24 protein-coding genes are annotated in these 23,905 nt (G+C 63.8%); 20 read left to right on the forward strand and 4 right to left on the reverse strand.

Annotation, left to right across the window (positions count from 1 at the left end):
• Positions 1 to 174: 174 nt before the first annotated feature.
• The 20 genes from ftsH (at position 175) to dhaM (ending at position 19,529) form a co-directional block, all read left to right on the forward strand.
• Positions 175 to 2,265, forward strand: coding sequence for an ATP-dependent zinc metalloprotease FtsH (gene ftsH / locus AC4D2M_RS07995; protein ID WP_490891138.1), 2,091 nt, complete (start codon positions 175 to 177; stop codon positions 2,263 to 2,265).
• Positions 2,266 to 2,317: 52 nt separating this feature from the next.
• Positions 2,318 to 2,935 carry a GTP cyclohydrolase I FolE gene (gene folE / locus AC4D2M_RS08000; protein ID WP_490891139.1) on the forward strand — a complete coding sequence of 206 codons (618 nt, stop codon included), beginning with the start codon at positions 2,318 to 2,320 and terminating at the stop codon, positions 2,933 to 2,935.
• A gap of 14 nt (positions 2,936 to 2,949) precedes the next feature.
• A complete protein-coding gene (gene folP, locus AC4D2M_RS08005; RefSeq protein ID WP_490891140.1) occupies positions 2,950 to 3,855 on the forward strand; it encodes a dihydropteroate synthase in 906 nt (301 codons plus the stop codon).
• A 7-nt stretch (positions 3,856 to 3,862) separates the two neighbouring features.
• Positions 3,863 to 4,246, forward strand: coding sequence for a dihydroneopterin aldolase (gene folB / locus AC4D2M_RS08010; protein WP_490891141.1), 384 nt, complete (start codon positions 3,863 to 3,865; stop codon positions 4,244 to 4,246).
• The gene (gene folK / locus AC4D2M_RS08015) at positions 4,243 to 4,737 is read left to right on the forward strand and encodes a 2-amino-4-hydroxy-6-hydroxymethyldihydropteridine diphosphokinase (protein ID WP_490891143.1); all 495 of its coding nucleotides are present in this window, start codon (positions 4,243 to 4,245) and stop codon (positions 4,735 to 4,737) included. The genes folB and folK overlap by 4 nt, the downstream gene beginning before the upstream one ends.
• Before the next feature lie 8 nt (positions 4,738 to 4,745).
• Positions 4,746 to 5,237 (forward strand): DUF3180 domain-containing protein, encoded by a 492-nt coding sequence (locus AC4D2M_RS08020; protein WP_490891144.1) that lies wholly within the window; start codon positions 4,746 to 4,748, stop codon positions 5,235 to 5,237.
• Positions 5,230 to 5,742 carry a PH domain-containing protein gene (locus AC4D2M_RS08025; protein ID WP_490891145.1) on the forward strand — a complete coding sequence of 171 codons (513 nt, stop codon included), beginning with the start codon at positions 5,230 to 5,232 and terminating at the stop codon, positions 5,740 to 5,742. The genes AC4D2M_RS08020 and AC4D2M_RS08025 overlap by 8 nt, the downstream gene beginning before the upstream one ends.
• A gap of 23 nt (positions 5,743 to 5,765) precedes the next feature.
• Positions 5,766 to 7,277: a PH domain-containing protein gene (locus tag AC4D2M_RS08030; protein WP_490891387.1), complete on the forward strand. Its 1,512-nt coding sequence runs from the start codon at positions 5,766 to 5,768 to the stop codon at positions 7,275 to 7,277.
• Positions 7,264 to 8,199 (forward strand): Rossmann-like and DUF2520 domain-containing protein, encoded by a 936-nt coding sequence (locus tag AC4D2M_RS08035; protein ID WP_490891146.1) that lies wholly within the window; start codon positions 7,264 to 7,266, stop codon positions 8,197 to 8,199. The genes AC4D2M_RS08030 and AC4D2M_RS08035 overlap by 14 nt, the downstream gene beginning before the upstream one ends.
• Entirely contained in the window at positions 8,196 to 9,137 is a 942-nt protein-coding gene (gene panC / locus AC4D2M_RS08040) for a pantoate--beta-alanine ligase (protein WP_490891147.1), read from the forward strand. The genes AC4D2M_RS08035 and panC overlap by 4 nt, the downstream gene beginning before the upstream one ends.
• Positions 9,138 to 9,171: 34 nt before the next feature.
• Positions 9,172 to 10,626 (forward strand): lysine--tRNA ligase, encoded by a 1,455-nt coding sequence (gene lysS, locus AC4D2M_RS08045; protein WP_490891388.1) that lies wholly within the window; start codon positions 9,172 to 9,174, stop codon positions 10,624 to 10,626.
• Between the two features lie 3 nt (positions 10,627 to 10,629).
• Entirely contained in the window at positions 10,630 to 10,812 is a 183-nt protein-coding gene (locus AC4D2M_RS08050; RefSeq protein ID WP_490891148.1) for a hypothetical protein, read from the forward strand.
• A 94-nt stretch (positions 10,813 to 10,906) separates the two neighbouring features.
• The gene (locus tag AC4D2M_RS08055) at positions 10,907 to 11,230 is read left to right on the forward strand and encodes a histone-like nucleoid-structuring protein Lsr2 (protein ID WP_490891149.1); all 324 of its coding nucleotides are present in this window, start codon (positions 10,907 to 10,909) and stop codon (positions 11,228 to 11,230) included.
• A 122-nt stretch (positions 11,231 to 11,352) separates the two neighbouring features.
• Complete coding sequence (locus AC4D2M_RS08060) at positions 11,353 to 13,860, forward strand: ATP-dependent Clp protease ATP-binding subunit (protein WP_490891150.1); 2,508 nt, start codon at positions 11,353 to 11,355, stop codon at positions 13,858 to 13,860.
• Between the two features lie 145 nt (positions 13,861 to 14,005).
• Positions 14,006 to 16,096: a S9 family peptidase gene (locus tag AC4D2M_RS08065; RefSeq protein ID WP_490891152.1), complete on the forward strand. Its 2,091-nt coding sequence runs from the start codon at positions 14,006 to 14,008 to the stop codon at positions 16,094 to 16,096.
• Between the two features lie 29 nt (positions 16,097 to 16,125).
• Complete coding sequence (locus tag AC4D2M_RS08070) at positions 16,126 to 16,635, forward strand: amino-acid N-acetyltransferase (protein ID WP_490891153.1); 510 nt, start codon at positions 16,126 to 16,128, stop codon at positions 16,633 to 16,635.
• A 114-nt stretch (positions 16,636 to 16,749) separates the two neighbouring features.
• On the forward strand, positions 16,750 to 16,923 hold the full coding sequence (locus AC4D2M_RS08075) for a CsbD family protein (protein WP_490891154.1): 174 nt from the start codon (positions 16,750 to 16,752) through the stop codon (positions 16,921 to 16,923).
• Positions 16,924 to 17,163: 240 nt separating this feature from the next.
• Positions 17,164 to 18,165, forward strand: coding sequence for a dihydroxyacetone kinase subunit DhaK (gene dhaK, locus AC4D2M_RS08080; RefSeq protein WP_490891155.1), 1,002 nt, complete (start codon positions 17,164 to 17,166; stop codon positions 18,163 to 18,165).
• Positions 18,166 to 18,804 (forward strand): dihydroxyacetone kinase subunit DhaL, encoded by a 639-nt coding sequence (dhaL, locus tag AC4D2M_RS08085; RefSeq protein WP_490891156.1) that lies wholly within the window; start codon positions 18,166 to 18,168, stop codon positions 18,802 to 18,804.
• Positions 18,801 to 19,529, forward strand: coding sequence for a dihydroxyacetone kinase phosphoryl donor subunit DhaM (dhaM, locus tag AC4D2M_RS08090; RefSeq protein WP_490891158.1), 729 nt, complete (start codon positions 18,801 to 18,803; stop codon positions 19,527 to 19,529). Before dhaL ends, dhaM begins: the two co-directional genes overlap by 4 nt.
• Positions 19,530 to 19,618: 89 nt before the next feature.
• Here the strand turns inward: dhaM and AC4D2M_RS08095 are convergent, their stop codons facing one another.
• The 4 genes from AC4D2M_RS08095 to AC4D2M_RS08110 form a co-directional block, all read right to left on the reverse strand.
• On the reverse strand, positions 19,619 to 20,095 hold the full coding sequence (locus AC4D2M_RS08095) for a hypothetical protein (protein ID WP_490891159.1): 477 nt from the start codon (positions 20,093 to 20,095) through the stop codon (positions 19,619 to 19,621).
• 137 nt (positions 20,096 to 20,232) lie between these two features.
• Positions 20,233 to 21,168, reverse strand: a complete 936-nt coding sequence (locus AC4D2M_RS08100; RefSeq protein ID WP_490891389.1) for an HhH-GPD family protein — start codon at positions 21,166 to 21,168, stop codon at positions 20,233 to 20,235.
• Positions 21,169 to 21,315: 147 nt separating this feature from the next.
• Entirely contained in the window at positions 21,316 to 22,782 is a 1,467-nt protein-coding gene (locus AC4D2M_RS08105) for a purine-cytosine permease family protein (RefSeq protein ID WP_490891161.1), read from the reverse strand.
• Between the two features lie 129 nt (positions 22,783 to 22,911).
• A complete protein-coding gene (locus tag AC4D2M_RS08110) occupies positions 22,912 to 23,820 on the reverse strand; it encodes a LysR family transcriptional regulator (RefSeq protein WP_490891162.1) in 909 nt (302 codons plus the stop codon).
• Positions 23,821 to 23,905 lie beyond the last annotated feature (85 nt).

Here is a 23,905-nt window from a genome sequence, read left to right on the forward strand (position 1 = left end):
TGCCCCGTCCTGTACGCCCAGAGGGAACTTTCCACCGCGGGTGCGCGTGGATTCTGCAGAGAATGTAAAGCTGGTACACACGTTCGGGGCGCACCGCATTAGGCGATCCGCAGTTGCGGACGAGGGCCATTTGGCAGTTAAGCAGGAGGGACAGGGCACCCAGCCCTGAGTTGAATGAAATTCAAGAACTTTTTCAGAGGACCCATTTTCTGGATAGTGCTGGCGGTTGCCGCGCTTCTGGTCATCCTGCCCTCTGTGTTCGACACCAGCGGTGCCCGCGTGGACACGAACGTCGGCCTGGAACTCCTCGCCGACGATCAGGTAGAGCAAGCCAAAATCTACGACGGCGAGCAGCGCGTCGATCTCACGCTGCGCGAGGACTACGAGGACCTCGGGCGCAGCGTTTCCTTCTTCTTCAGCGAGGCCCGCGCCGAGGACATCGTCGACGCCATCAACGGCTCTGAGGTCGAAGGCTTCACCGACCAGCCGGTTGAGAACAACTGGTTCACGAGCATCCTCGGCCTGATCCTTCCCATCCTGATCCTCGGTGCCATCTTCTGGTTCCTGCTGAGCAGGATGCAGGGCGGCGGATCCAAGGTGATGCAGTTCGGCAAGTCCAAGGCAAAGCTCATCAGCAAGGACATGCCGCAGGTGACTTTCAACGACGTCGCCGGCGCGGATGAAGCCGTCGAGGAACTCCATGAGATCAAGGAATTCCTCCAGGAGCCTGCCAAGTTCCAGGCTCTCGGTGCAAAGATCCCCAAGGGCGTGCTTCTCTACGGCCCTCCCGGCACCGGTAAGACCCTCCTCGCCCGGGCCGTGGCCGGTGAGGCTGGAGTGCCCTTCTACTCGATTTCCGGCTCGGACTTCGTGGAGATGTTTGTCGGTGTGGGTGCGTCGCGAGTCCGTGACCTCTTCGAGCAGGCCAAGTCGAACGCTCCGGCAATCATCTTCGTCGATGAGATCGACGCGGTCGGACGCCACCGTGGTGCCGGCGTGGGCGGCGGCAATGACGAGCGCGAGCAGACCCTGAACCAGCTCCTGGTTGAAATGGACGGCTTCGACGCGAACACCAACGTCATCCTCATCGCAGCGACCAACCGTCCTGACGTCCTGGATCCGGCTCTGCTGCGTCCGGGACGCTTTGACCGCCAGATCGGTGTCGAGGCACCGGACATGGGCGGACGCCATCGCATCCTGCAGGTCCACGCGCAGGGCAAGCCGATGGCGCCCAACGTTGACCTCCAGTCGGTAGCGAAGAAGACCCCCGGGTTCACCGGTGCTGATCTCGCGAACGTGCTGAACGAGGCAGCGCTGCTGACTGCGCGCTCCAATGCCCAGCTTATCGATGACCGGGCGCTTGACGAGGCTATCGACCGCGTCATTGCCGGGCCGCAGAAGCGCAGCCGCGTCATGAAAGAGCTGGAGCGTAAGATCACGGCCTACCACGAGGGCGGTCACGCCCTGGTTGCCGCGGCGCTGCGCAACACCGATCCGGTCACGAAGGTCACCATCCTCCCCCGCGGTCGCGCCCTGGGCTACACCATGGTGCTGCCCGCCGATGACAAGTATTCGATCACCCGCAACGAATTGCTCGATCAGCTCGCATACGCCATGGGCGGCCGCGTGGCTGAGGAGATCGTTTTCCACGATCCCTCGACCGGTGCGTCAAATGACATCGAGAAGGCCACGGCGACGGCACGGAAAATGGTCACACAGTACGGCATGAGTGAGCGCATCGGCGCAGTGAAGCTGGGACAGGGCGGTGGTGAACCGTTCCTTGGCCGGGATATGAGCCATGAGCGCAACTACTCCGACCACATCGCGTACATCGTCGATGAGGAAGTGCGACGCCTCGTCGACAACGCCCATGACGAGGCTTACGCAATCCTTACCGAGAACCGAGACGTTCTGGACCGGCTGGCGCTCGAACTGCTTGAGCGCGAGACGCTGAACCAGGCTGAAATTGCGGAGGTCTTCGCCGACATCCGCAAGCGCGACGCACGCAGTATCTGGCTCTCGAAGGACAGTCGGCCCGTGCACTCGTTGCCGCCGGTGGTCACCCCGAAGGAACGCGAACAGGCGGAGGCTGCCGGAGAACCGGACCCGGACAGCGTTCCGCCACAGGATCAGATCGCCGACGCAAACCTGCCAAGCGACTTCGACGTCTCGAGTGATAACCTGCCGCAGCCGGAAACCGAACCGGATGACAAGGGCGGAACAACCGGGAACACCGCAGATGGTGGCGCCAACGGGCCAGGTTAAGTCTCGTAACGACTAGCTGGACGGCTAAAAGGGCCGGGATAGGATTCTTGGCGTGACCGATTTTGATGATCAGATGGTTGAGGCCGCTCTCGCGGCCAGTGGTTCCGTGGTGGACCAGCCTAGAATCGAGCGAGCCGTTCGGGAGATCCTTGCCGCTATCGGAGAGGACCCGGACAGAGACGGTCTGGTGGAAACGCCACGACGGGTGGCCCGGGCGTATGCGGAATTCTTCGCGGGTCTCCAACAGGACCCCAAGGACGTCCTCTCCACCACCTTTGAGCTGGACCACGAAGAGCTGGTCCTCGTGAAGGACATTCCGTTCTACTCCACGTGTGAGCATCACCTCGTTCCGTTTCACGGTACGGCCCATATCGGGTACATTCCCTCTGAGGACGGAAAAATCACTGGCCTGAGCAAGCTGGCGCGGCTGGTCGAGATTTTCGCACGGCGCCCGCAGGTCCAGGAACGCCTCACTACGCAGATCGTGGATGCGCTGATGGAGCATCTGCAACCAAAGGGCGCCATTGTGGTCATCGAATGCGAGCACATGTGCATGTCGATGCGCGGCATCCGCAAGCCGGGGGCGAAAACCGTCACCTCGGCAGTACGCGGGCAGGTGCGGGAAGCCGCCACGCGCGCCGAGGCCATGAGCCTGATACTCGGAAGATAGGACACAGCAACTCTATGGATTCACTCGCGGCAGCCCCAGGGACCGGACCGGCAACATCACCTATTCCCGTCCTGCGGCCAACCCGGGTCCGCAAATCTTTCGCAGATTTGCCTACCGACCGGGCGCTGGTGATGGGGATCCTGAACGTCACCCCCGACTCCTTCAGTGACGGAGGCAAATTCGTCACGACGGATAACGCCATCGCCGAGGGGCTCCGGATGCACTACGCGGGAGCCGACATCGTAGACGTCGGCGGCGAATCGACGCGCCCGAACGCAGACCGCATCACGGTGGAGGAGGAGCAGAAGCGCATCCTTCCCGTTGTCGCCGCACTGGTGAAAGCCGGTGCGCTGGTCAGCGTCGACACCATGCATGCTTCCACTGCGGCGAAGGCCATCGACGCCGGTGCCGCCATTGTCAATGACGTCTCCGGGCTGGACTTCGACCCCGAAATGCCGGACCTGATCGCTGAACGCGGAGTGCACTATGTCCTCATGCACCAGCGGGGTAATCCCCAAACAATGGATTCACTCGCCAGTTACGACGACGTCGTTGAAGAGGTGATTTCGGAACTCACCGCTATCCGGGACAAGTTCTACGCGGCCGGAGTATCCCCCGAGCAGATCATCATCGATCCAGGAATCGGGTTCGCCAAGAAGGAAGACCATAACTGGGCGCTGCTGCGCTCACTGCAGCGGTTCGAAATCCTCGGTCACCGCATCCTGGTCGGCGCCTCCCGCAAGCGGTTCCTCGGAACACTGCTCAGCTCTGCGGGGAAGGCCGCCGGTCCCAGCGAACGCGGGGATGCCAGCGTCGCCGTCACCGCGCTAGCTGCTGCCCACGGCGCGTGGTGCGTCCGCGTACATGACGTCGCACCGAACCTGGACGCGGTCAAGGTCGCCGCAGCCTGGACGAGGTAGGCGGGTCATGTCACACACCCTCCCCGCGCGGCAGGACACAATCTCCCTGACGGGGATTACCGCCGTCGGGCACCACGGGGTTTTTGAACATGAACGACGTGATGGACAGCCGTTCATCGTGGACGTTGTGCTGTATCTCGACCTGCAGCCGGCAGGACAGAGCGACGACCTGACCCGGACCGCCCACTACGGCGAACTCGCCGAACAGGTGACTGAACTCATCACGGGTGATCCGCTGAACCTGATCGAAGCACTCGCGGAGCGCATCGCCGCCCATATCCTTGTGTCCTTCGCGGTGAACGCCGTTGAGGTGACCGTGCACAAGCCCAAGGCGCCGATCGAGGTGCCCTTCGGGGACGTCGCCGTCTCCATCTACCGGGAACGCACATGAGCCCGAGTGTGCGCGCCATCCTCGCGCTGGGCAGCAACCTCGGCGAGAGCAGGGATACGCTCTCCCTCGCCGTCGCGGACCTCGTTGACTCGCCGAACGTCCGGCTGCGGGAAGTCTCTCCCATTGTGCAGACCAAGGCAGTCGGCGGCCCGGACCAGCCGGACTACCTGAACATGGTGGTCGAGGTGGAAACGGATCTCGGACCGTATGAGCTGCTGGAACATTGCCAGGCGGTCGAGAACAAGCATCACCGGGTGCGTACCGTCCGGTGGGGACCCCGCACGCTCGACGTCGACATCATCACGTACGGCGACCTCGTGTCGGACGATGAGAAGTTGACCCTTCCGCATCCGCGCGCAGCTGGGCGCGCCTTTGTGCTGCAGCCCTGGGCGTGGATGGACGGGTCGGCCACCCTTGCCGGTCGCCCGGTCTCCGAGCTCGTCCAACAGGCGGAGGACCTTCCCGGGCTCGTTCCGTTCGAGGGGGTCTGAGCAGAGCCGTGGCCTCGATCAGAATCGCCTGGCTTGTTCTTATCGGGTTGGTGTTCGGCGCCGCGGGATGGCTGATCAACTGGTGGGCCACCCGGAATGGATTCCCGACGCCGTCGCTTCCGCTGAGCTCGCTTCTGACCATGGCGGCCGTCGTCGCCGTAACCCTTGTGTTCGGCCTCCGGGTGCGGCGCTGGCGTGCCGGCAACCGCAAACGGATCCTGGACCCCATACTGGCCGCGCGCACGGTCGTTCTCGCGCAGGCAACCGCGTATGCCGGTGCACTGACCACGGGGTGGCACGTCGGTGTCCTCGCGGACCAGTTGACGCTGATTGGCGTGCGCAGCAACCTCGGTCCGGTATGGGGTTCGCTGGCAGTGATCGCCGGTGGCATAGTCATGATTGGAACCGGTCTGATCGTGGAGAGTTTCTGCAAGCTTCCCCCTGACGACGACGCCGGATCCACATCATCGGGGGAGAGCGGCGAGGGGGAGTATGCGTAGGGAACCAATAGATCCGACCGGAATCGAATGGACCCGGGTCTCGCCGAAGTACCTGTGGGTCCGCCTCGCGGGGTGGGCGATCGGCAGCCTCATTTTCCTGGTCATCGTTTCGGTGCCGCTCGTGCTGTTGCTGACCGGGGTGCTGCCGCGTTTCCCGTCGCTGCTCGCATGGCTGCTGCCCGCCGTCGTCATTGTTTTCGCTGCGTGGCGCGGTCTCCTGCTGCCCCGGCAGGTGCGCGCTATCGGCTACGCGGAACGCAACGAGGACCTGTTGATCCGTCAGGGGATCTTCTTCCAGCGCACCATGGTGGTGCCCTATGGGCGCATGCAGTACGTGGACGTTGCTGTAGGCCCGGTCGAGCGGGCCCTGGGCCTGTGCACCCTCAAGCTGCACACAGCATCTCCGGGCACCAATGCCGAAATACCCGGGCTTCCTTCCAGCGAGGGAGCGCGTCTGCGTGAGCAGCTCTCGGCACGCGGTGAAGCGAAGCTGGCGGGGCTGTGACCGGCTCTGCCCCTGACCCGGAAATGCTGTCCGGCTCCCCGGATGAATGGAAGCGCGTCCATATCATCTCGCCGCTGGTCCGGGGCTGGATCGCGATTGCGGCACTGATTTTCTTCGGGGGACGTGACTGGTTCGAAGGTTTCCTGATAGGGGAGCCGAGGGGATTTCGGGGAGAAGCAGCGGGCAGTCTGCCCATTGCGATCGCGCTCGCGGTGGGCGTTGTGCTGCTCATCGCCGCCGGGTTCTTCCTCTCCTGGTACTACACGCGCTACCAGGTGACCGAGGAACATGTCCGGGTGAACTCGGGCGTGATTTTCCGCCAGAACCGGCAGGCCCGGCTGGACCGGGTCCAGGCCATTGACGTGGTGCAGCCTTTCCTCGCAAGGGTCTTCGGACTCGCGGAACTGAAGTTCGATGTGGCCGACGCCGGTGAATCGGCTGTGCGGCTCTCCTTCCTGAAGCTCGGCGAGGCCCAGCAACTGCGTGCAACCATCCTGGCCCGTGCTGCCGGCGTCGCCGTCGACCCCGAGCACCCGCAGGACATTCCCGAAGCGCCCGAACGTGAGGTCCTGGCTCTCACCCCTGCACGCGTCCTGGGCGCAGCCGCCCTATCCGGCAACACGGTGACGGTCCTTCTAAGTTTCATCGCTGTGGTGGTATTCGCAATCGTCCTGGACACCGGGGTGCTGCTCGCCGGTTTCGTTCCGATCCTGATCGGCGTGATCAGTGGTTACTGGAACGTCCTGAATACCGGGTTCAACTTCCGGGCGGCCATATCCCCGGACGGCATCCGGATCCGTTACGGTCTTCTGGACACACGAACCCAGACAGTGCCGCCCGGACGGGTCCAGGCAGTCGGCGTGGTCCAGTCACCGTTGTGGCGCCTGAAGGGCTGGTACAAGGTCACCGTGAACGTTGCCGGTTACGGCGCCTCCGCGAGCGGTGAGGCGCAGGCACGTGCCACCCTCCTTCCGGTGGGAACACTCGATGAGGTTCTTCAGGTCATCGCGCTGGTTCTTCCCGATCCCGGCACCGATTCGCCGGTCGAGGTATTCTCCGCTGGGCTCGCCGGGCGCGATTCCCACGCCGGATTCATCACCACTCCACGGCGTGCCCGGCTGATTGCACCGTTGGCATGGCGACGCAACGCAGTGGCGGTGACGCGGACTGCGCTACTGGCGCGCTCCGGTGCATGGTGGCGGCAGCTCGCCGTCATACCGCACGAGCGCACGCAGTCACTGGCCCTGCACCAGGGGCCGCTGGCGCGCAGATTCGGCGTTGCCGACCTCATCTTCCACACCACTCCGGGACCGGTGTCGCCCCGCGTCCGCCAGATCGCCGAGCAGGAGGCGTGGCAACTTTTTCAGGACCAGGCAGTGCGGGCAGCCGATGCCCGCCGACGCAGCCGTCCCGAACAGTGGATGCGGCCTGTACAGGCGGAGGAGGCGGTCGAAGAGCCGAGCGAACCGCCTGAAACGCCCGTCATGCCCCCACCGCCGTCCTATCTGGAAGGTCCAGCCCATGAGCGTCCCTGAGTATCCGGCCCGTCGGACAGGAGCATCGCGCCGGAAGCCGGGGAGGCTGGGTGTCGGCGTGATCGGCGCAGGCAGGGTCGGTGCGGTACTTGGCGCCGCGCTGCGCGCGGCTGAACACGCCGTCGTCGGGGTCTCTGCCGTCTCTGAGGCCAGCAGGGAACGGGCCGAAAACCTGTTGCCCGGCGTCCCGGTGCTTGAGATTCCGGAAATCATCGAGCGCGCGGAACTGGTCCTGCTGGCAGTGCCCGACGACGCCCTCCCGGACCTCGTCTCCGGCCTCGCGGCCGTGGGCGCATGGCAGCCCGGGCAGCTCGTGGCCCACACCTCGGGCCGGTTCGGTACGGCGGTGCTCGAGCCTGCGCGGAAGCTTGGCGCCATCCCGCTCGCGCTGCATCCGGCGATGACGTTCACGGGCCTGAGCCTGGACCTAACCCGGCTGCCCGACTGTACCTTCGGCGTCACCGCACCCTCTGCAGTCCTTCCCGTGGCGCAGGCACTCGTGGTGGAGATGGGGGCGGAGCCGGTGGTCATCGAGGAGGAGGACCGGGTCCTGTATCACGCGGCGCTGGCGCACGCGTCGAATCACCTGGTCACCCTCGCCGCCCAGTCAACCCAGTTGCTCGCGGGCATCGGAGTGGACCGGCCGGACAGGCTGCTGGGGCCGCTGATGCGTGCCTCCCTGGAGAACGCCCTGGCTGCAGGTGAGGGCGCGCTGACCGGTCCCGTTGCACGCGGTGACGCCGGGACGGTGGCGGCGCACGCGGCTGCTCTCGCCGACGCGCCCGAAGACATCCATTTGGCCTACACCCGGCTGGCTGCCGTGACCGCCCGCCGCGCCGTGGAGCGGGGGGTGCTCACCGCGGAACAGGCACGGGTGATCGCCGACGCACTCGCGGTGCCCGGGCAGGAAGGAATCGAATGAGCCCACAGGTTCTCACGACCGCCGCTGAACTACGCGCCGCTACGGTCCAGCTGCTGGGCGCTGCAGACCGCGGTCAGGCCAGCCTGGGCCTTGTTCCCACCATGGGCGCCCTGCACGAGGGCCATGCTGCGCTCGCCCGCGCGGCCAGGGAGGAGAACGACGTCGTTGTTGCCACTATTTTCGTGAACCCCCTCCAGTTCGGTGACCCCACCGACCTTGAGCGCTACCCGCGGACGCTCGAGACCGACGTCGAACTCCTCGGAGAGTGCGGAGTGGATGTGGTGTTCGCGCCGTCCAGGGATGAGGTGTACCCGGGAGGCGAGCCGCTGGTTCGGGTCTCGGCCGGACGCCTCGGGGAAAAATTCGAGGGTGAGTTCCGGCCGGGACACTTTGACGGCATGCTCACCGTCGTGGCCAAGCTGCTGCACCTCGCGTGGCCGGCCGCGGATGCAATCTACCGGGCCTACTTCGGGCAGAAGGACGCCCAGCAACTGGCCCTGATCCGCAGAATGGCCCGCGACCTCAACTTCCCGGCCGACATCCGGGCGGTGCCTACAGTCCGGTCGACCGAAGGGCTGGCCCTCTCAAGCCGGAACCGATTCCTGAGCGAGGAAGAGGCGGACGCAGCCCTGGTTCTGTCCCGTGCATTGCGCCTGTTGGCAGGGCGCGCTTCCCGTTGTGAACCGCTGGACCTGGATTCCGCCGTCGCGCTGGTTCAAAGTCAGCCGCTCGTGAAGCTGGAGTACTTCGACGTGGTGGACCCCAACACCCTGGAGCCGCTCGCCTTCAGCTGCCGGGAGGCTCCCTTCTCGGGGGAGGGCCTGGCCCTGATTGCCGCCCGTGTGGGCAGCGTCAGGCTCATCGACAACCAGCCGTTGAAAGCGGTCCCGGCGGGAGCGCAAGGCCGAACCGGTAACCTTAGATACCGTGACCACTGAGCAGATCCTCACCACCGAAGAATTCAACGAGCAGATGCGCATCCGCATGGAAAAGCGCGCACGCCTGCTGGAGCGCGGTCACGAACCGTATCCGGTCAAGCCGGAGAGGACCGCCTCTCTGGGTGAAATCCGCGAACGCTTCACGCACCTGGAGCCCGGCGATTCCACCGGTGAGAACGTCAGCGTGGTCGGTCGGGTGGTCTTCCTCCGCAACACCGGAAAGCTCTGCTTCGCCACGCTCCAGGAGGGTGACGGTACTCGCCTGCAGGCCATGCTGAGTCTCGCGGCCGTGGGTGAGGAATTATTGGCGGACTGGAAGGCAACTGTTGACCTCGGCGACCACGTGCAGGTCACCGGCGAGGTGATCAGTTCGCGCCGGGGTGAACTCTCCGTCATGGCTTCGAGATGGCAGATGGCGTCAAAGGCGCTGCGTCCCTTGCCCACATTGCACGCAGGCGTCAATGAGGAGACCCGTGTACGGCAGCGCTACGTTGACCTCCTGGTGCGTGAGGAAGCGCGGCAAATGGTCAGAACGCGGGCAATGATCACCCGCAGCATCCGCGAGACACTCCACTCCCGTGAGTACATCGAGGTCGAGACGCCAATCCTCCAACTGATTCACGGCGGCGCGGCGGCAAGACCATTCGAGACGCACGTGAATGCGTTCGACCAGAAAATGACCCTCCGCATCGCGCTGGAGCTCTATCTGAAGCGCGCAGTTGTTGGCGGGATCGACCGCGTCTACGAAATTGGGCGGATATTCCGCAATGAGGGTGTTGATTCCACGCACAGCCCGGAATTCACCATGCTGGAGTGCTACGAAGCTTATGCCGACCAGTTCGTGATGGCTGAACGAATGAAGGAGATCATCCTCAATTGCGCAGACCTCCTCGGATCGAGGCAGATTGAAACCGAGGCCGGGACCGTTGACCTGGACGGGGAATGGCGCTGGCTCGGGGTTTACCCCGGACTCTCCGAAGCAGTAGGCCGTGAAATCACTCCGGAAACCGGCAAGGAAACGCTCCTGGAGATCGCCGGAGAGCGGAACATTTCAGTCGATCCCGCCTGGGGCGAGGAAAAGCTGGTCCTGGAACTCTTCGGAGAAATTGTCGAACCGACTTTGTTGCAGCCGACGTTCGTCTACGATTACCCGCCCTCCGCGCAGCCACTGGCTCGACAGCACCGGGATCAGCCACACTTGATCGAGGCATGGGATCTGATCATCGGAGGCATGGAACGGGGTACGGCGTTCTCCGAACTCATTGACCCGGTGATCCAGCGCGAGCGCCTCACCGAGCAATCGCGACGGGCAGCCGCCGGTGATGAGGAAGCCATGCAGCTGGACGAGGACTTCCTTCGCGCCCTCGAATACGGAGCACCGCCGATGGGTGGGATTGGATTGGGGATCGACCGCCTTGTCATGCTTTTCACCTCCGCCGGAATCCGGGAAACCATCCTTTTCCCCCTGTTGAAGCCGGAGCTTGGATAATTCATGGAGTATTTGGCTGTTCTCCTGCCCTCCCTTGCGGTTGGCGTCATCTTCTACTTCGTCATGAAGGCGATCTTCAACGCGGACCGCGCGGAGCGTGAAGCAGAATCTGCGGAACGGAGCAGCAGGGAGAATGCAATTACAAAACCGCCGCCGTCGCAGGATGATGTACCGGGGGAGCAGTAAAGCCCTTCGGGGGACTTTTTCTCTTTGACGTTTGGCTTTAATACGGACGATAATTGTTGTTGAATACCTGTCCGAGCCGATAGAGGAGATTATCGTGGCGCAGAAAGTCAAAATCATTCTGATTGACGACCTCGATGGCGGCGAGGCAGATGAAACCGTGAGGTTCGGCCTCGACGGTACCCAGTATGAAATAGACCTCTCCTCAGCGCACGCTGAGGAACTGCGGAGTGCTCTCTCAAGCTACGTTTCCGCTGCCCGGCGGGAGAGCCAGCCCAAGCAGCGCCAGAATGCTCCTGCTGCGCGGAACCAGGAAGCGGCCCAGATCCGTGAATGGGCCAAGGCGAACGGGTACAACGTTTCCGCACGGGGCAGGGTCAATTCCGAGATTATTGAGGCATACCGGGCGGCCCAGCGCTAGTCCGTTCGCCAGCGGTCCGGGCTTCCTGCCGCAAGCGGGCTATCTCGCCTGTGGCGAACACGCCCCACAAGCCCTTCCTAGGCACGTAGCATCGAATTACGCGTTAGCTAGGAGTGTGCCTCATGTTTGAGAGATTTACGGATCGTGCCCGTCGAGTTGTAGTGCTGGCCCAAGAAGAGGCCCGCATGCTCAACCACAATTACATCGGCACCGAGCACATCCTGCTTGGGCTAATTCACGAGGGTGAGGGCGTCGCCGCAAAGGCGCTCGAATCACTCAGCATTTCCCTGGGAGCGGTGCGCGAGCAGGTGCAGGAGATCATCGGGCAGGGCCAGCAGGCTCCCTCCGGTCACATCCCCTTCACTCCGCGTGCCAAGAAGGTGCTTGAGCTCTCTCTGCGTGAGGCGCTCCAGCTCGGCCACAACTACATCGGCACAGAGCACATCCTCCTTGGCCTCATCCGTGAGGGCGAGGGTGTTGCTGCGCAGGTGCTGGTCAAGCTCGGCGCTGACCTGAACCGCGTCCGCCAGCAGGTCATCCAGCTGCTCTCCGGCTACCAGGGCAAAGAGCCCGTGGCGTCCGGCGGTCAGCAGCAGGAGGGCACTCCTGCCGGTTCCGTTGTCCTGGACCAGTTCGGCCGCAACCTCACTCAGGCTGCCCGCGAGGGCAAGCTGGACCCGGTTATTGGGCGCGAGCTTGAGATGGAACGCGTCATGCAGGTCCTCTCGCGCCGCACCAAGAACAACCCGGTGCTCATCGGCGAGCCCGGTGTCGGCAAGACCGCCGTGGTGGAGGGCCTGGCACAGGCCATCGTCCGCGGCGATGTCCCCGAGACCATCCGGGACAAGCAGCTCTACACCCTCGACCTCGGTTCGCTCGTTGCCGGTTCCCGCTACCGCGGTGACTTCGAAGAGCGCCTGAAGAAGGTTCTGAAGGAGATCCGCACCCGCGGCGACATCATCCTGTTCATCGATGAGATCCACACCCTGGTCGGTGCCGGCGCAGCTGAAGGCGCTATCGACGCCGCTTCCATCCTGAAGCCCATGCTCGCCCGTGGCGAGCTGCAGACCATCGGCGCCACCACGCTGGATGAATACCGCAAGCACATCGAGAAGGACGCCGCACTTGAGCGCCGCTTCCAGCCAATCCAGGTCCAGGAGCCTTCGGTAGCGCACGCCATCGAAATCCTGAAGGGGTTGCGGGACCGCTACGAGGCGCACCACCGGGTCTCCATCACTGATGCCGCCCTCGCTTCCGCTGCGAACCTGGCTGAGCGCTACATTTCCGACCGGTTCCTGCCGGACAAGGCCATTGACCTTATTGATGAAGCCGGAGCGCGTCTTCGTATCCGTCGTATGACGGCCCCGCCGGAGCTCAAGGAGATCGATGAGCGCATCGCCGACGTGAAGCGGGAGAAAGAGTCCGCCATCGACGCCCAGGACTTCGAGGGTGCCGCCCGCCTGCGCGATCGTGAGCAGAAGCTCCACGACGAGCGCGTGGACAAGGAGCGCCGCTGGAAGTCCGGCGGCTTGGATGACATCGCTGAGGTTGATGAGGAACTGATTGCCGAGGTCCTCGCCAACTCCACCGGCATCCCCGTCTTCAAGCTCACCGAGGAAGAGTCCTCTCGTCTGCTCAAGATGGAAGATGAGCTGCACAAGCGGGTCATCGGCCAGGATGACGCCATCAAGGCGATCTCCCAGGCCATCCGCCGTACCCGCGCCGGCCTCAAGGATCCCAAGCGTCCGGGTGGCTCATTTATCTTCGCCGGTCCTACCGGCGTCGGTAAGACGGAGCTCGCCAAGGCGCTGGCCGAATTCCTCTTCGGCGACGAGGACGCCCTGATTACGCTGGACATGTCGGAGTACTCGGAGAAGCACACGGTTTCGCGTCTCTTCGGTGCGCCTCCCGGGTATGTGGGTTACGAAGAGGGCGGCCAGCTCACCGAGAAGGTCCGTCGTCGTCCGTTCTCCGTGGTTTTGTTCGACGAGGTGGAGAAGGCACACGCTGATCTTTTCAACTCGCTGCTCCAGATCCTGGAAGACGGCCGCCTGACCGACAGCCAGGGCCGCGTGGTGGACTTCAAGAACACCGTGATCATCATGACCACCAACCTCGGTACCCGGGATATCTCGAAGGGCGTCATGACCGGCTTCCAGTCGGGCACCGACACCAACACGAGCTATACCCGAATCAAGGCGAAGGTCACCGAGGAGCTCAAGCAGCACTTCCGCCCAGAGTTCCTGAACCGTGTCGATGACACCGTGGTGTTCCCGCAGCTGACCCAGGACGAGATCATCCAGATCGTCGACCTGTTCCTCGAGCGTCTCAGCAAGCGCATGGCGGACAAGGGCATGAGCATCGAGCTCACCCCCGCGGCCAAGGTGCTGCTCGCAACTCGCGGCTACGACCCGGCGATGGGCGCGCGGCCGCTGCGCCGGACCATCCAGCGCGAGATCGAGGACCAGCTGTCCGAGAAGATCCTCTTCGGAGACATTAAGTCCGGAGAGATCGTCGCGGTCGACGTCGAGGGCGAGGGCGACGAAGCTCGCTTCACCTTCGTGGGACGCGGCGCCCCCAAGGAGATCGAGGACGTGCCGCCGGCTATCGAGGCGGTCGTTCCCGAGTAAGCCGGAACTTCATCAAGTGGTCATGCCCGCACCGGATTGCCGGTGCGGGCATGACCGCTTTAAGCGCGGACTTCGCACGGCTTTATGAGCGCGCCCCGCACGGCAGGGTTGTGAAGTGGCCCACATCGGGTGGTAAAGATGGTTCATGACTTCCGCATCCGATTCGCCCACCCCCGCGAACCCCGACTCTGCCTTCCATGACCTGGATCGCTTCGTGGCCCTGCCGCGCCTGAGCGGGCTCTCACTGAGCGCCGACGGCACACGCCTGGTTACCTCGGTGGCTACTCCCAATCCCAAGGGCACGGCGTACGCGTCTGCCCTCTGGGAGCTCGATCCGGCTGGTCGCCAACCAGCCCGACGCATCACCCGCAGCTCAAAGGGCGAATCGGGTGCCGCCTTCCTTCCAGGCGGTGACCTGCTGTTCACCTCCGCCCGGCCGGACCCGGAGAACTCGGACGAAGAGCCCATCGCGGCGCTCTGGAAGATTCCTGCCGCAGGCGGCGAAGCCCGTGTTGTGCATTCCCGAACGGGAGGAGTGCAGTCGGTCATCGCTGCAGCGGAGGCGGACGCCGTCGTCGTGGTGGCGGAGGTTTTGGCGGGATCGACTGACGAGGAGAATGACGAGGAGCGCCGTAAGGCACGCAAGGAAGCAGGCGTCGCCGCGATCCTGCACACGGGCTATCCCGTCCGCCGCTGGGATGCCGATCTGGGCCCGGCAGAGCCCCGCTACTTCCTCGCCGAGCACGGCGAGCAGGGCGAGACGCAGCCGGTCACTGTCGACGACGAACCTCCCCTCACGCTCCGCAACGTCACCGGGGACATCGGAACCGGCCTGCGGAACGCCACTCCCCGCATCAGTCCGGACGGCACGTTCCTGCTCACCTCGCAGACAGTGCCCGTCAGAGGAGGAGACCAGCGCTCGGTGCTCGTGCGCATCGATGCTGCAACCGGGGACCGCACCGTCATTCTCGATCATCCTGACTTCAATTACGACGCCGGCCCCATTAGCCCGGACAGCTCCACCGCCGTCGTAGTGGTGCGGCACCGGACCGGACCGGATTCTCCGCCCGATGTAGAGCTCGGTCTCCTTCCCGCGACCGGCGGACAGCTCACGCCGCTCGCGCCCGACTGGGACCGCTGGCCCGATCCCGCGGCATGGCTGCCGGATGGAAGCGCACTGGTGGTTACCGCCGACGAGGACGGCGCGTCCCCGGTCTTCACCATCAACGTCGCCACAGGCCAGGTCAGGCGGGTAACGGCGGACGCGGCGTCGTACACCGACGTCGTCGTCTCACCAGGTGGGGCAACGGCCTACGCGCTGCGCAGCTCCTATGAGTTCCCGCCGGAGCCGGTCCGGATTGAGCTGGCCACAGGAACGGTTTCGGCACTTCCCGCCCCGAGTGAGCGCCCGGCCCTTCCCGGAACGCTTGAGCGGGTAGAGACCACAGGGGCGGACGGGCACCCGGTGAAGTCCTACCTCGTACTGCCGGAAGGCGCCAGTGACTCCAATCCGGTGCCGCTGCTGCTCTGGATCCACGGAGGGCCGCTGGGCTCCTGGAACGCGTGGACGTGGCGCTGGTCGCCGTGGCTGCTGGCGGCGAAGGGGTACGCGGTGCTGCTGCCGGATCCGGCACTTTCCACGGGGTACGGGCAGGCAATGATTGAACGTGGGTGGGGTGCGTGGGGAGACGCGCCCTACACGGACCTGATGGCGGCGACAGACGCAGTAGTTGCCCGCGATGACATCGATGAGAGCCGGACGGCGGCGATGGGCGGTTCCTTCGGCGGCTACATGGCCAACTGGGTGGCTGGGCACACCGACCGCTTCAACGCGATCGTCACCCATGCCAGCCTGTGGGCGCTGGACCAGTTCGGCCCGACCACTGACGCCTCGTTCTATTGGGAGAAGGAGATGACGCCCGAGATGGCGCTCGCCAACTCTCCTCACACCCACGTCGAAAAAATCAGCACGCCGATGCTCGTCATCCACGGCGACAAGGACTACCGTGTGCCGATCGGTGAGGGCCTGAGGCTCTGGTACGAGCTCCTGTCCCGATCACAGCTTCCCGCTGGGCCTGACGGAGAGACCGAACACCGGTTCCTCTACTTCCCGGATGAGAACCACTGGATCCTCAAGCCGCAGCATGCAAAAATCTGGTACTCCGTCGTCGAGCACTTCCTTGCCCGTCACGTACTGGGCGAGAAGGTGGATCTGCCTGCTGAGCTCGGACTGTAGAAGCCTCGCAGGTCTCTAGACTGGATCGGGTGAGCCAATCCTTTAGTATCCGCCGCGCGACCACCGCTGACGTGCCCATCATCAAGCAGCTCGTGGCCCCGCTTGCGGAGGAGCGCATCCTGATCGCCAAGGAAACGGTCGCCTATTACGAGGGCCTCCAGGAGTTCAAGATCGCCGAAGACAACGGCGGCGGCGTGCTGGGGTGCGGAGCCCTCCACGTCATGTGGGAGGACCTCGCGGAGATTCGTACCCTGGCAACCGCTGAGGCGGCGCGGGGCAGGGGAGTGGGCAGCGCCATCGTTACTGCGCTGCTGGAGGAAGCACGCGCCGTCGGAGTGCGGAGGGTTTTCTGCCTGACCTTCGAGGAGGCGTTCTTCCGCCGCCACGGGTTCCGGGTGATGGAGGACCAGTCGGCCGTGGACCCGGTGGTCTACTCGGAGCTTTTGCGCTCGCATGACGAGGGCGTGGCGGAGTTCCTGGACCTGGCGCGGGTGAAGCCGAACACCCTCGGCAATACCAGGATGATCTGCGATCTCTAAGGACCCACCTGGCCAGAGACGGGCAGTTCTCGATAAACTAAGGGTGCTTGGTATTTGAAGGCCAGGTGAGTCCTCCCAACTGGGGGACGGAACGTCGACGAAAGGCGGAACGCCATGGGTGCGGACGACAAGACACAGAACAAGGCCGAGAAGTTGGGCGGCAAGGTCCGGGAAGGTCTGGGCAAGGCTACCGGTGACAAGAAGATGGAAGCCGAAGGTCAGCAGGACCAGAGCAAGGCCAATCTCAAGGACGCCGGCGAAAACATCAAGGACGCCTTCAAGAAATAGTCGGCATCGGATTCGGCGCCTTTAGACCACCACCTGTGGGAAGGACCCTTGTGGGTCCTTCCCACAGCTGTGTCTGACGGTTAGGGCCCGGGAGGGTCTGGGCAACCGTCGCTGCCGCAGAGTACTGTTCAAGTACCCTTGCGGCCTGCCGGGTGTGGCCTTTTCCGTATCAGGACACGAAGCGGGCCGATCAATGGCGAACCGGTTATCCACCCGTCGATCACCGTCAAGGAGAGTCGCATGAAGAAGCTCATCAATGACCCGCAGTCAGTGGTAACTGAATCCGTCGAGGGTTTCGGGGCCGCCCACGCTGATCTGGTCGAGGTGCATTCTGACCCGCTGTTCATCACCCGCAAGGATGCTCCGGTGAAAGGCAAGGTAGGCCTCGTCTCGGGCGGCGGCAGCGGCCATGAACCCCTGCACGCCGGGTTCGTGGGCCGCGGAATGCTCGACGCTGCCGTCCCCGGCGCGGTGTTCACCTCGCCCACCCCGGACCAGATCATTCCAGCCACACTTGCCGTTGATGGCGGTGCCGGGGTGCTCCACATCGTCAAGAACTACACAGGAGACGTCCTGAACTTCGAAACCGCGGCGGAGATGGCGCAGGCCGAGGGCGTCGAGGTCCGATCAGTGCTGATCAATGATGACGTCGCTGTGGAAGATTCGCTCTACACCGCCGGACGGCGGGGCGTCGGCGGGACGGTGCTCGTGGAGCGGATAGCAGGGGCAGCGGCGGAGCGCGGTGATTCGCTCGACGGCGTAGCTGAGATCGCCCAACGCGTCAACGACAACGTCCGATCGATGGGCGTGGCGCTCTCCGCCTGCACGGTCCCGCATGCAGGCGTACCCAGTTTCGAGCTGACCGAGGAAGAGATCGAGATTGGCATCGGTATTCACGGGGAGCCCGGCCGGCACCGGATCGCCATGGAGAACGCGGACGGCATCACGGATCGCCTCCTGGAGCCCATTCTCAGTGACCTGAAAGCTTCCGAGGGCGACCGCGTGCTGCTCTTCGTCAATGGCATGGGCGGCACCCCGGCCAGCGAGCTTTACATCGTGTACCGTCGTGCGCGGCAGGTGCTCGGTGAGCGCGGCGTCTCAGTGGAGCGATCCCTCGTAGGCAACTACATCACTGCCCTCGAGATGGAGGGAGCATCGATTTCCGTGCTGAAGCTCGACGATGAAATGGTGGAACTCTGGGACACGCCGGTGTGGACACCGGCTCTGCGATGGGGAGTGTAAATGGCGTTGACTGCGCAATGGGCTGAAGCCTGGATCCGGGAATGTTCGCGTGTCCTCACGGAACATCGCTCTGAGTTGATGGAGCTGGACCGTGCGATCGGTGACGCCGACCATGGCGAGAACATGCAGCGCGGCTTCGCTGCTGTGGCGGCCAAGCTCGACGACGGCAGCCAGGACACCCCGGCGGCGGTATTCAAGCTGACGGCCATGACCCTGATGTCCACCGTGGGCGGGGCTGCCGGCCCGTTGTACGGCACCGCCTTCCTCCGCGCGGCCACGGCGCTGGGCGACGCAGCCGAGATCGATCCTCCCGCCGTCGTCGCCTTCCTCACCGCGGCTCGCGACGGAGTGGTGGCGCGCGGCAAGGCCGAGTCGGGTGACAAAACAATGATCGATGCCTGGACCCCGGCCGTTGAGGCGGCCGAAACGGCGCACTCGGCGGACGTGTCGAGCGTAGAGGTGCTGGAAGCTGCAGCCAATGCCGCACAGGCGGGTGCCGCTGCCACAGAGCCCCTCATCGCCAGGAAGGGCAGGGCCAGCTACCTGGGTGAGCGCAGCGCCGGTCACCGTGATCCCGGTGCACAGTCCACCGCGCTGATCCTCCAGGCGGCGGCTGACACTGCGAGGCCGGAGCAATGACGGTCGGTCTGGTGATTGTCTCGCACAGCAGCAAGATCGCCGAAGGAGTAGTCGAGCTCGCTGCGCAGATGGCGCCCAACGTCCAGATGGTAGCTGCCGGCGGCACCAGCGACTCACCGTCCCGCATCGGCACGAGCCTCGAGAAGGTGCAATCGGCACTCGAGGAAGCAGACCAGGGCGACGGCGTCGTAGTCCTCACCGACCTTGGATCGGCTGTGATGACGGCGGAAATGACGCTCGAGTTCCTGCCGGCAGAGGCCAGATCGCGGATCCGGTTACCCCGGGCTGCGCTGGTCGAGGGCTCTGTCGCGGCAGCCGTGCAGGCGGAGTCCGGCAGCACGGTGGACGAGGTTGCTTCGTCCGCCGAACGCGCCATCGTGTCCATAGACCCTGAAGCTCTCGAGCCGTTCGTGTCCCACGGGGCTGCGGCTCCCGGCCCGTCGGCACAGCCGGAGGAGCCATCGGGACCCCCTGTAACCGGTGCGTGGACGCTGCTGAACAAGATGGGCCTGCACGCCCGCCCTGCGGCTGTGATTGCAAGGGCGTTGACGGATATGGACGCTGAAGTGAACGTCAACGGCGTCGACGGCAAATCAGTGATGCTGCTGATGTCGCTCGCGCTCGGCGAGGGGCAGGAGCTGAAGGCGGAGGCCACCGGCCCCCAGGCGCAGGAAGCCATTGAGTACATCGGCGGTGAAGTGAAGGCGGGCTTCGGGGAGCTCTAGCGGAAGTTTTATGCAGCTCCGGTGGCTTCCCAGATTGGAGAGCCGCCGTAGCTGCACGAAAGTTCGGGGGTTCAGGCGGTGTCCGGTGTTCAGGCGGTGAGCGCGCCGTCGTCGAGCGTGAGAGACAGTTGTAGAGCCTCGCCAGGGCAACCGGGGCCGTTCGGATAGACCATTTCCGGTGTGCCCGAGGTGTGGTAATACTTGCCGTCGAATATCACCGTCACGCCAACCTCTTCGGCGTCCAGCTCATCAACATTGACGAAGCCAACTAGGGTGCCGTCTGGCCGCACACTTGCGGAGCAGCTGTCCTCCGGCTCGGTTGAATCGCAGCCGAGATCGACCGTCTCGCTTCCCGGGCGAAGTTCCAGGTCGTAGGTCCGGCATCCATCGGTGCAGACCTCGAGCACAGGGTCCAGGATTTCGTCCGCCATGTTTTCTGCGACGGTGACTGATATGCCCGGTTCGGCACCAATCTCCGTGCACGCCAGTGGGGCCGTGCCGCCGCCCACGCAGGCTGTACACAGCACGACGCCGGTGATTCCAGGTGCTGCCCGGAAGCCTCCCATGGAAGCAGGATAGGCGCTTTCCCGTCGGCCGCCGGAAACGATCAGATACCGATCCGCTCCCGGCCCGGAGCTTTACGCAGTTCTGGCGACTTCCGGACGGTTGAAGCCGCCAAAGGTGCGGAAAACTTCCGGGGAGGTTAGGCGGGGAGCCGGAAGCCGCGCGGTGTTTCCTCGGCCAGTCCGTCCGCGAGAAGACCGTCGAGGGCGCGCTCGAGCTGTTCCAGCGGCGCGTTCAGCCCATACAGCTTCTCGAGCGCCGCAGGTGTGCCGTGCGCCAGGTCAACCGGGCGCTCGTGGATCAGGGGCCGAGGCACCGGTGTCTCGGCGTGCCGAAGGACGTGCATGATCGCGCCGCGCACCTGACGGTCAGTGCCCGCCCACGATTGGCCCTTCGGCACATACGTGGGAGCGGGCTTTCCCGCCGCTACCCAGGCGCAGCGGTCGATCACCGGGCAGCGCTCGCAGGCAGGAGCCCGCGCGGTGCACACCAGTGCCCCCAACTCCATCACTGCCACGTTCCAGCGCACGGAGGCGGCGGCGTCGTCGGGCAGGAGGGTTGCAGCCCGCTTCATTTCGGCTGCATTCAGCGACGGCGCGGGCAGTGCCGCTCCAACCACCAGCCGCGCGTGCACGCGGCGGATATTCGTATCGACCACCGTTTCCCGGCGTCCGAAAGCGAAGGCAGCGACGGCGGCAGCAGTGTAGGTGCCGACGCCCGGCAGCGCGAGCAGATCCTCATACGAGCCGGGTACCTCACCCTCATGGCGAACGACGACGGCGGTCGCCGCCGCATGCAGGCGCAGGGCCCTTCGCGGGTAACCCAGACGGCCCCAGTGCCGGAGAGCTTCCCCCGACGGTGCTGCGGCAAGGTCTGCCGGTGTCGGCCACCGGGTCATCCAGTCCTCCCAGACGGGCAGAACCCGCGAGACCGGAGTCTGCTGGAGCATGAACTCGCTGACCAGAACTCCCCAGGGCGTGCGGGAGGGGAGTCGCCACGGGAGGTCGCGGGCCGCGTCGTCGAACCAGTTGCTCAGGCGACCATGCAGCACGGCGGTGTCCACGGGGAGCTCCAGAGATTTGGGAAACGGGCAGGATCCACCCTATCGAATGCTCGTATACCCGGACTCGAGGGAGACGCCTTGAGTGACCTTCAGCAACCGCCTGCGATTGGCTCGCGTCGCGTCATTAGTATTCGGATCCTCCACTGCCTACACGATTGTCTATCGCGTCCCGAATTGCACGGCTTCTTGTCCGGAGATGTTGCGGCCCTCATCCGCGATGCGGCGTTCTGCGCTTAGCTCGATCGTTCGGGCGAGGAGGAGGTAGGCAATAGCTGATGCTGCGAGACCGACAAAAAGCGCAAGATCTGCCTCAGCGAGCGCCTGCGCGACCGGTCCCACATACCAGGCGGTAACGGCAAAGGGTGCCATGGCGAGGATGCCAATTCCATAGGCTGTCATACCTCGCCAACCCCAGTTGCCGTAGATGCCGTTGGGCTTGAAGATCTCCCCGATGGCGTAATGTCCGCGCCGGACAAAGTAGTAGTCGACAAGGTTGACCGAGGTCCATGGCACCAGGACGTAGAGGAGGATAACGAGGAAGCTGCCGAAGTTGGCGAGGAATTCCCCCGTGCTAAGAAGCGAGCCGATAAAGGCGGCCACCGCGATGATAGTACAGGCGATGATACGAACTGCGCGGGTTGGTTGGATGGGCTTTATAGAGTCAGCTGCCGTGATGAGTTCCATGGCCGCTGCATAGATGTTGACGGTGATGACGCTCACCAAACCTGGAAGTGCGGCAATGAGCAGCCAGTAGCCGGACCCTGGAAGTATCTGGTCAGCGGCGTCCCGTACGCCTTCCAAGGGCGCGGTTCCTTGAAACACTGCGGCGATGAATGCGCCGAGGACCATCAGCCACGCCGCGCCCACGAACACCCCGCCATAGGTGTAAGCTAACGCCTTCCCGGGCTTGGTTTCCGGTGGAAGGTAGCGCGAGTAGTCAGAGACGTAGGGAGCCCATCCAAGGGCGTACGCTGCCGAGGCACCAAACTGTACAAGGAAGGGTGCCCAATCGAAACCCGCGAGCGAGAGTTGGTTGCCTTCCAGAGGAATAGCTATTGCGGCGGCGACTGTGAAAAGACCGAAAGTTAGAAGGAAAAGCAGGGTCAGCCACTTCTGGGTTTTATGAATCCAGTGGTAACCAAATACTGCAAGAACCAGGGCCAGGGTGCTGATGATGAAGTACCAGAGCGGGCTCATTGCTATACCGGTTGTCATGGTGAGAACTTCGGCGGCCAGCATCTGGTTGAACATGTTGAAGCCGACGAGGCTGAACACCACGACAGCACAGATAAGTGCAACACCGCGGAAGCCGAACTGCGCCCGGGACTGAATCATTTGCGGGAGACCCAACTGAGGTCCCTGAGCAGAGTGGAACGCGGTGAATACCGTCCCTACTGCAACGCCCAAAATGATAGCCAGAAGCGACGTCAGGAACGAAGCTCCCAGTGCTGCACCGATCATGCCGGTTGCCAAGGTGGTGACGTTGGCGTTGGACATGAACCATAGAGGAAATAGGCTCCAGGGTTTTCCAGTGCGCTCAGTGAGGGGCACCCAGTCGATTGAGCGCTTTTCGATCAACTCTGGTGGTGAAGCAGGCTCCTGTGGTGCCCTAGTCGATCCGCTCATAGTTTTCCTCCGGGATAGTGCGGCTTACGCCTCAGGTGGCTGGTAGTTGCGGTTGCATTGAGACTAGGAGGTGACCACCTATCGCACAAGACGATATTTCCTTGTGTCAGGCATAGGAAGAGCCTATGTTCAATCTGCGGCGGCCCGACTGGTCATCACCATCTCGGTAGCCAAACGAATTAGCTCCGACGTCACTGGAGACAGTGCCGCGTCTTCGCGCGTTATCACTGCGATTGTGTCGTAGAGCGGCTCACGGAATGGCACAGTGAGGATGTGCTCCGGAAAGATGGTGCTGGCCGTTACCGCGCGGGACACGATGGTGTCCCCTACGCCACGAGCTACCAGCGCGAGGGCAGATTCCACATTCTCCACCTCGATCATCGGCTCCAAACGAACGCCAGCGAGCTGCGCGCGCTCGGCTAATTGGCGACGTGTTGGATCGTCCCATCCATAATGCGCGTCATAGAGAATCAGGGGCGCTTCCATGATGGCCTCAACAGTCATCGGTTTCGCCGCGCGCGCAGGGTCCGTGGTTGCCCATACCACTTCATCACGTAAAAGTGGAGTCACGGCAAGTCCGTCATCAGTGATGGGGAGGACGACTAGGCCCGCTTCAAGTTGCCCGGAGCGCACGCCTTCGGCCACCTCGACAGAGTTTTGACCGACCAGGCGTGTCCGAACACCCGGACGTTCAGAATGAAATCGCACAGCAAGATCGGAGAGGAAGTAATAAGAGGCGTTACGCAGCACTCCAACGGAAGCCACCCCTCCCTTCATTCCACGAAAGGCGTTCAGCGATTGTTCAGCGCCGTCTGCTCCATCTACGGTCCTGCGAGCCCAGGGCAGTAACTCCCTTCCCGCCGATGTAAGCACCAAGCTCCTGCCACCACGCATGAAGAGTTGCAGGCCGCTTTCGGCTTCAAGTTTGCGGACCAGTTCGGAGACTGTCGGCTGGGTGGTTCCTAATGCAGCGGCAGCAGCGGTGAAAGATTCCAGAGTTGCGGCGAGTAAGAAGGCCCGGAGCTGGGTAAGAGTCATAGCCAAAGGCTATCCCTTGGATAGTTCCTATAGCCCTTGTGGGCGGTAAGCGCACATGCGTACGATCACGGCATGCTATTCACAC

This window comes from Arthrobacter sp. TJ-270 (assembly GCF_058269075.1).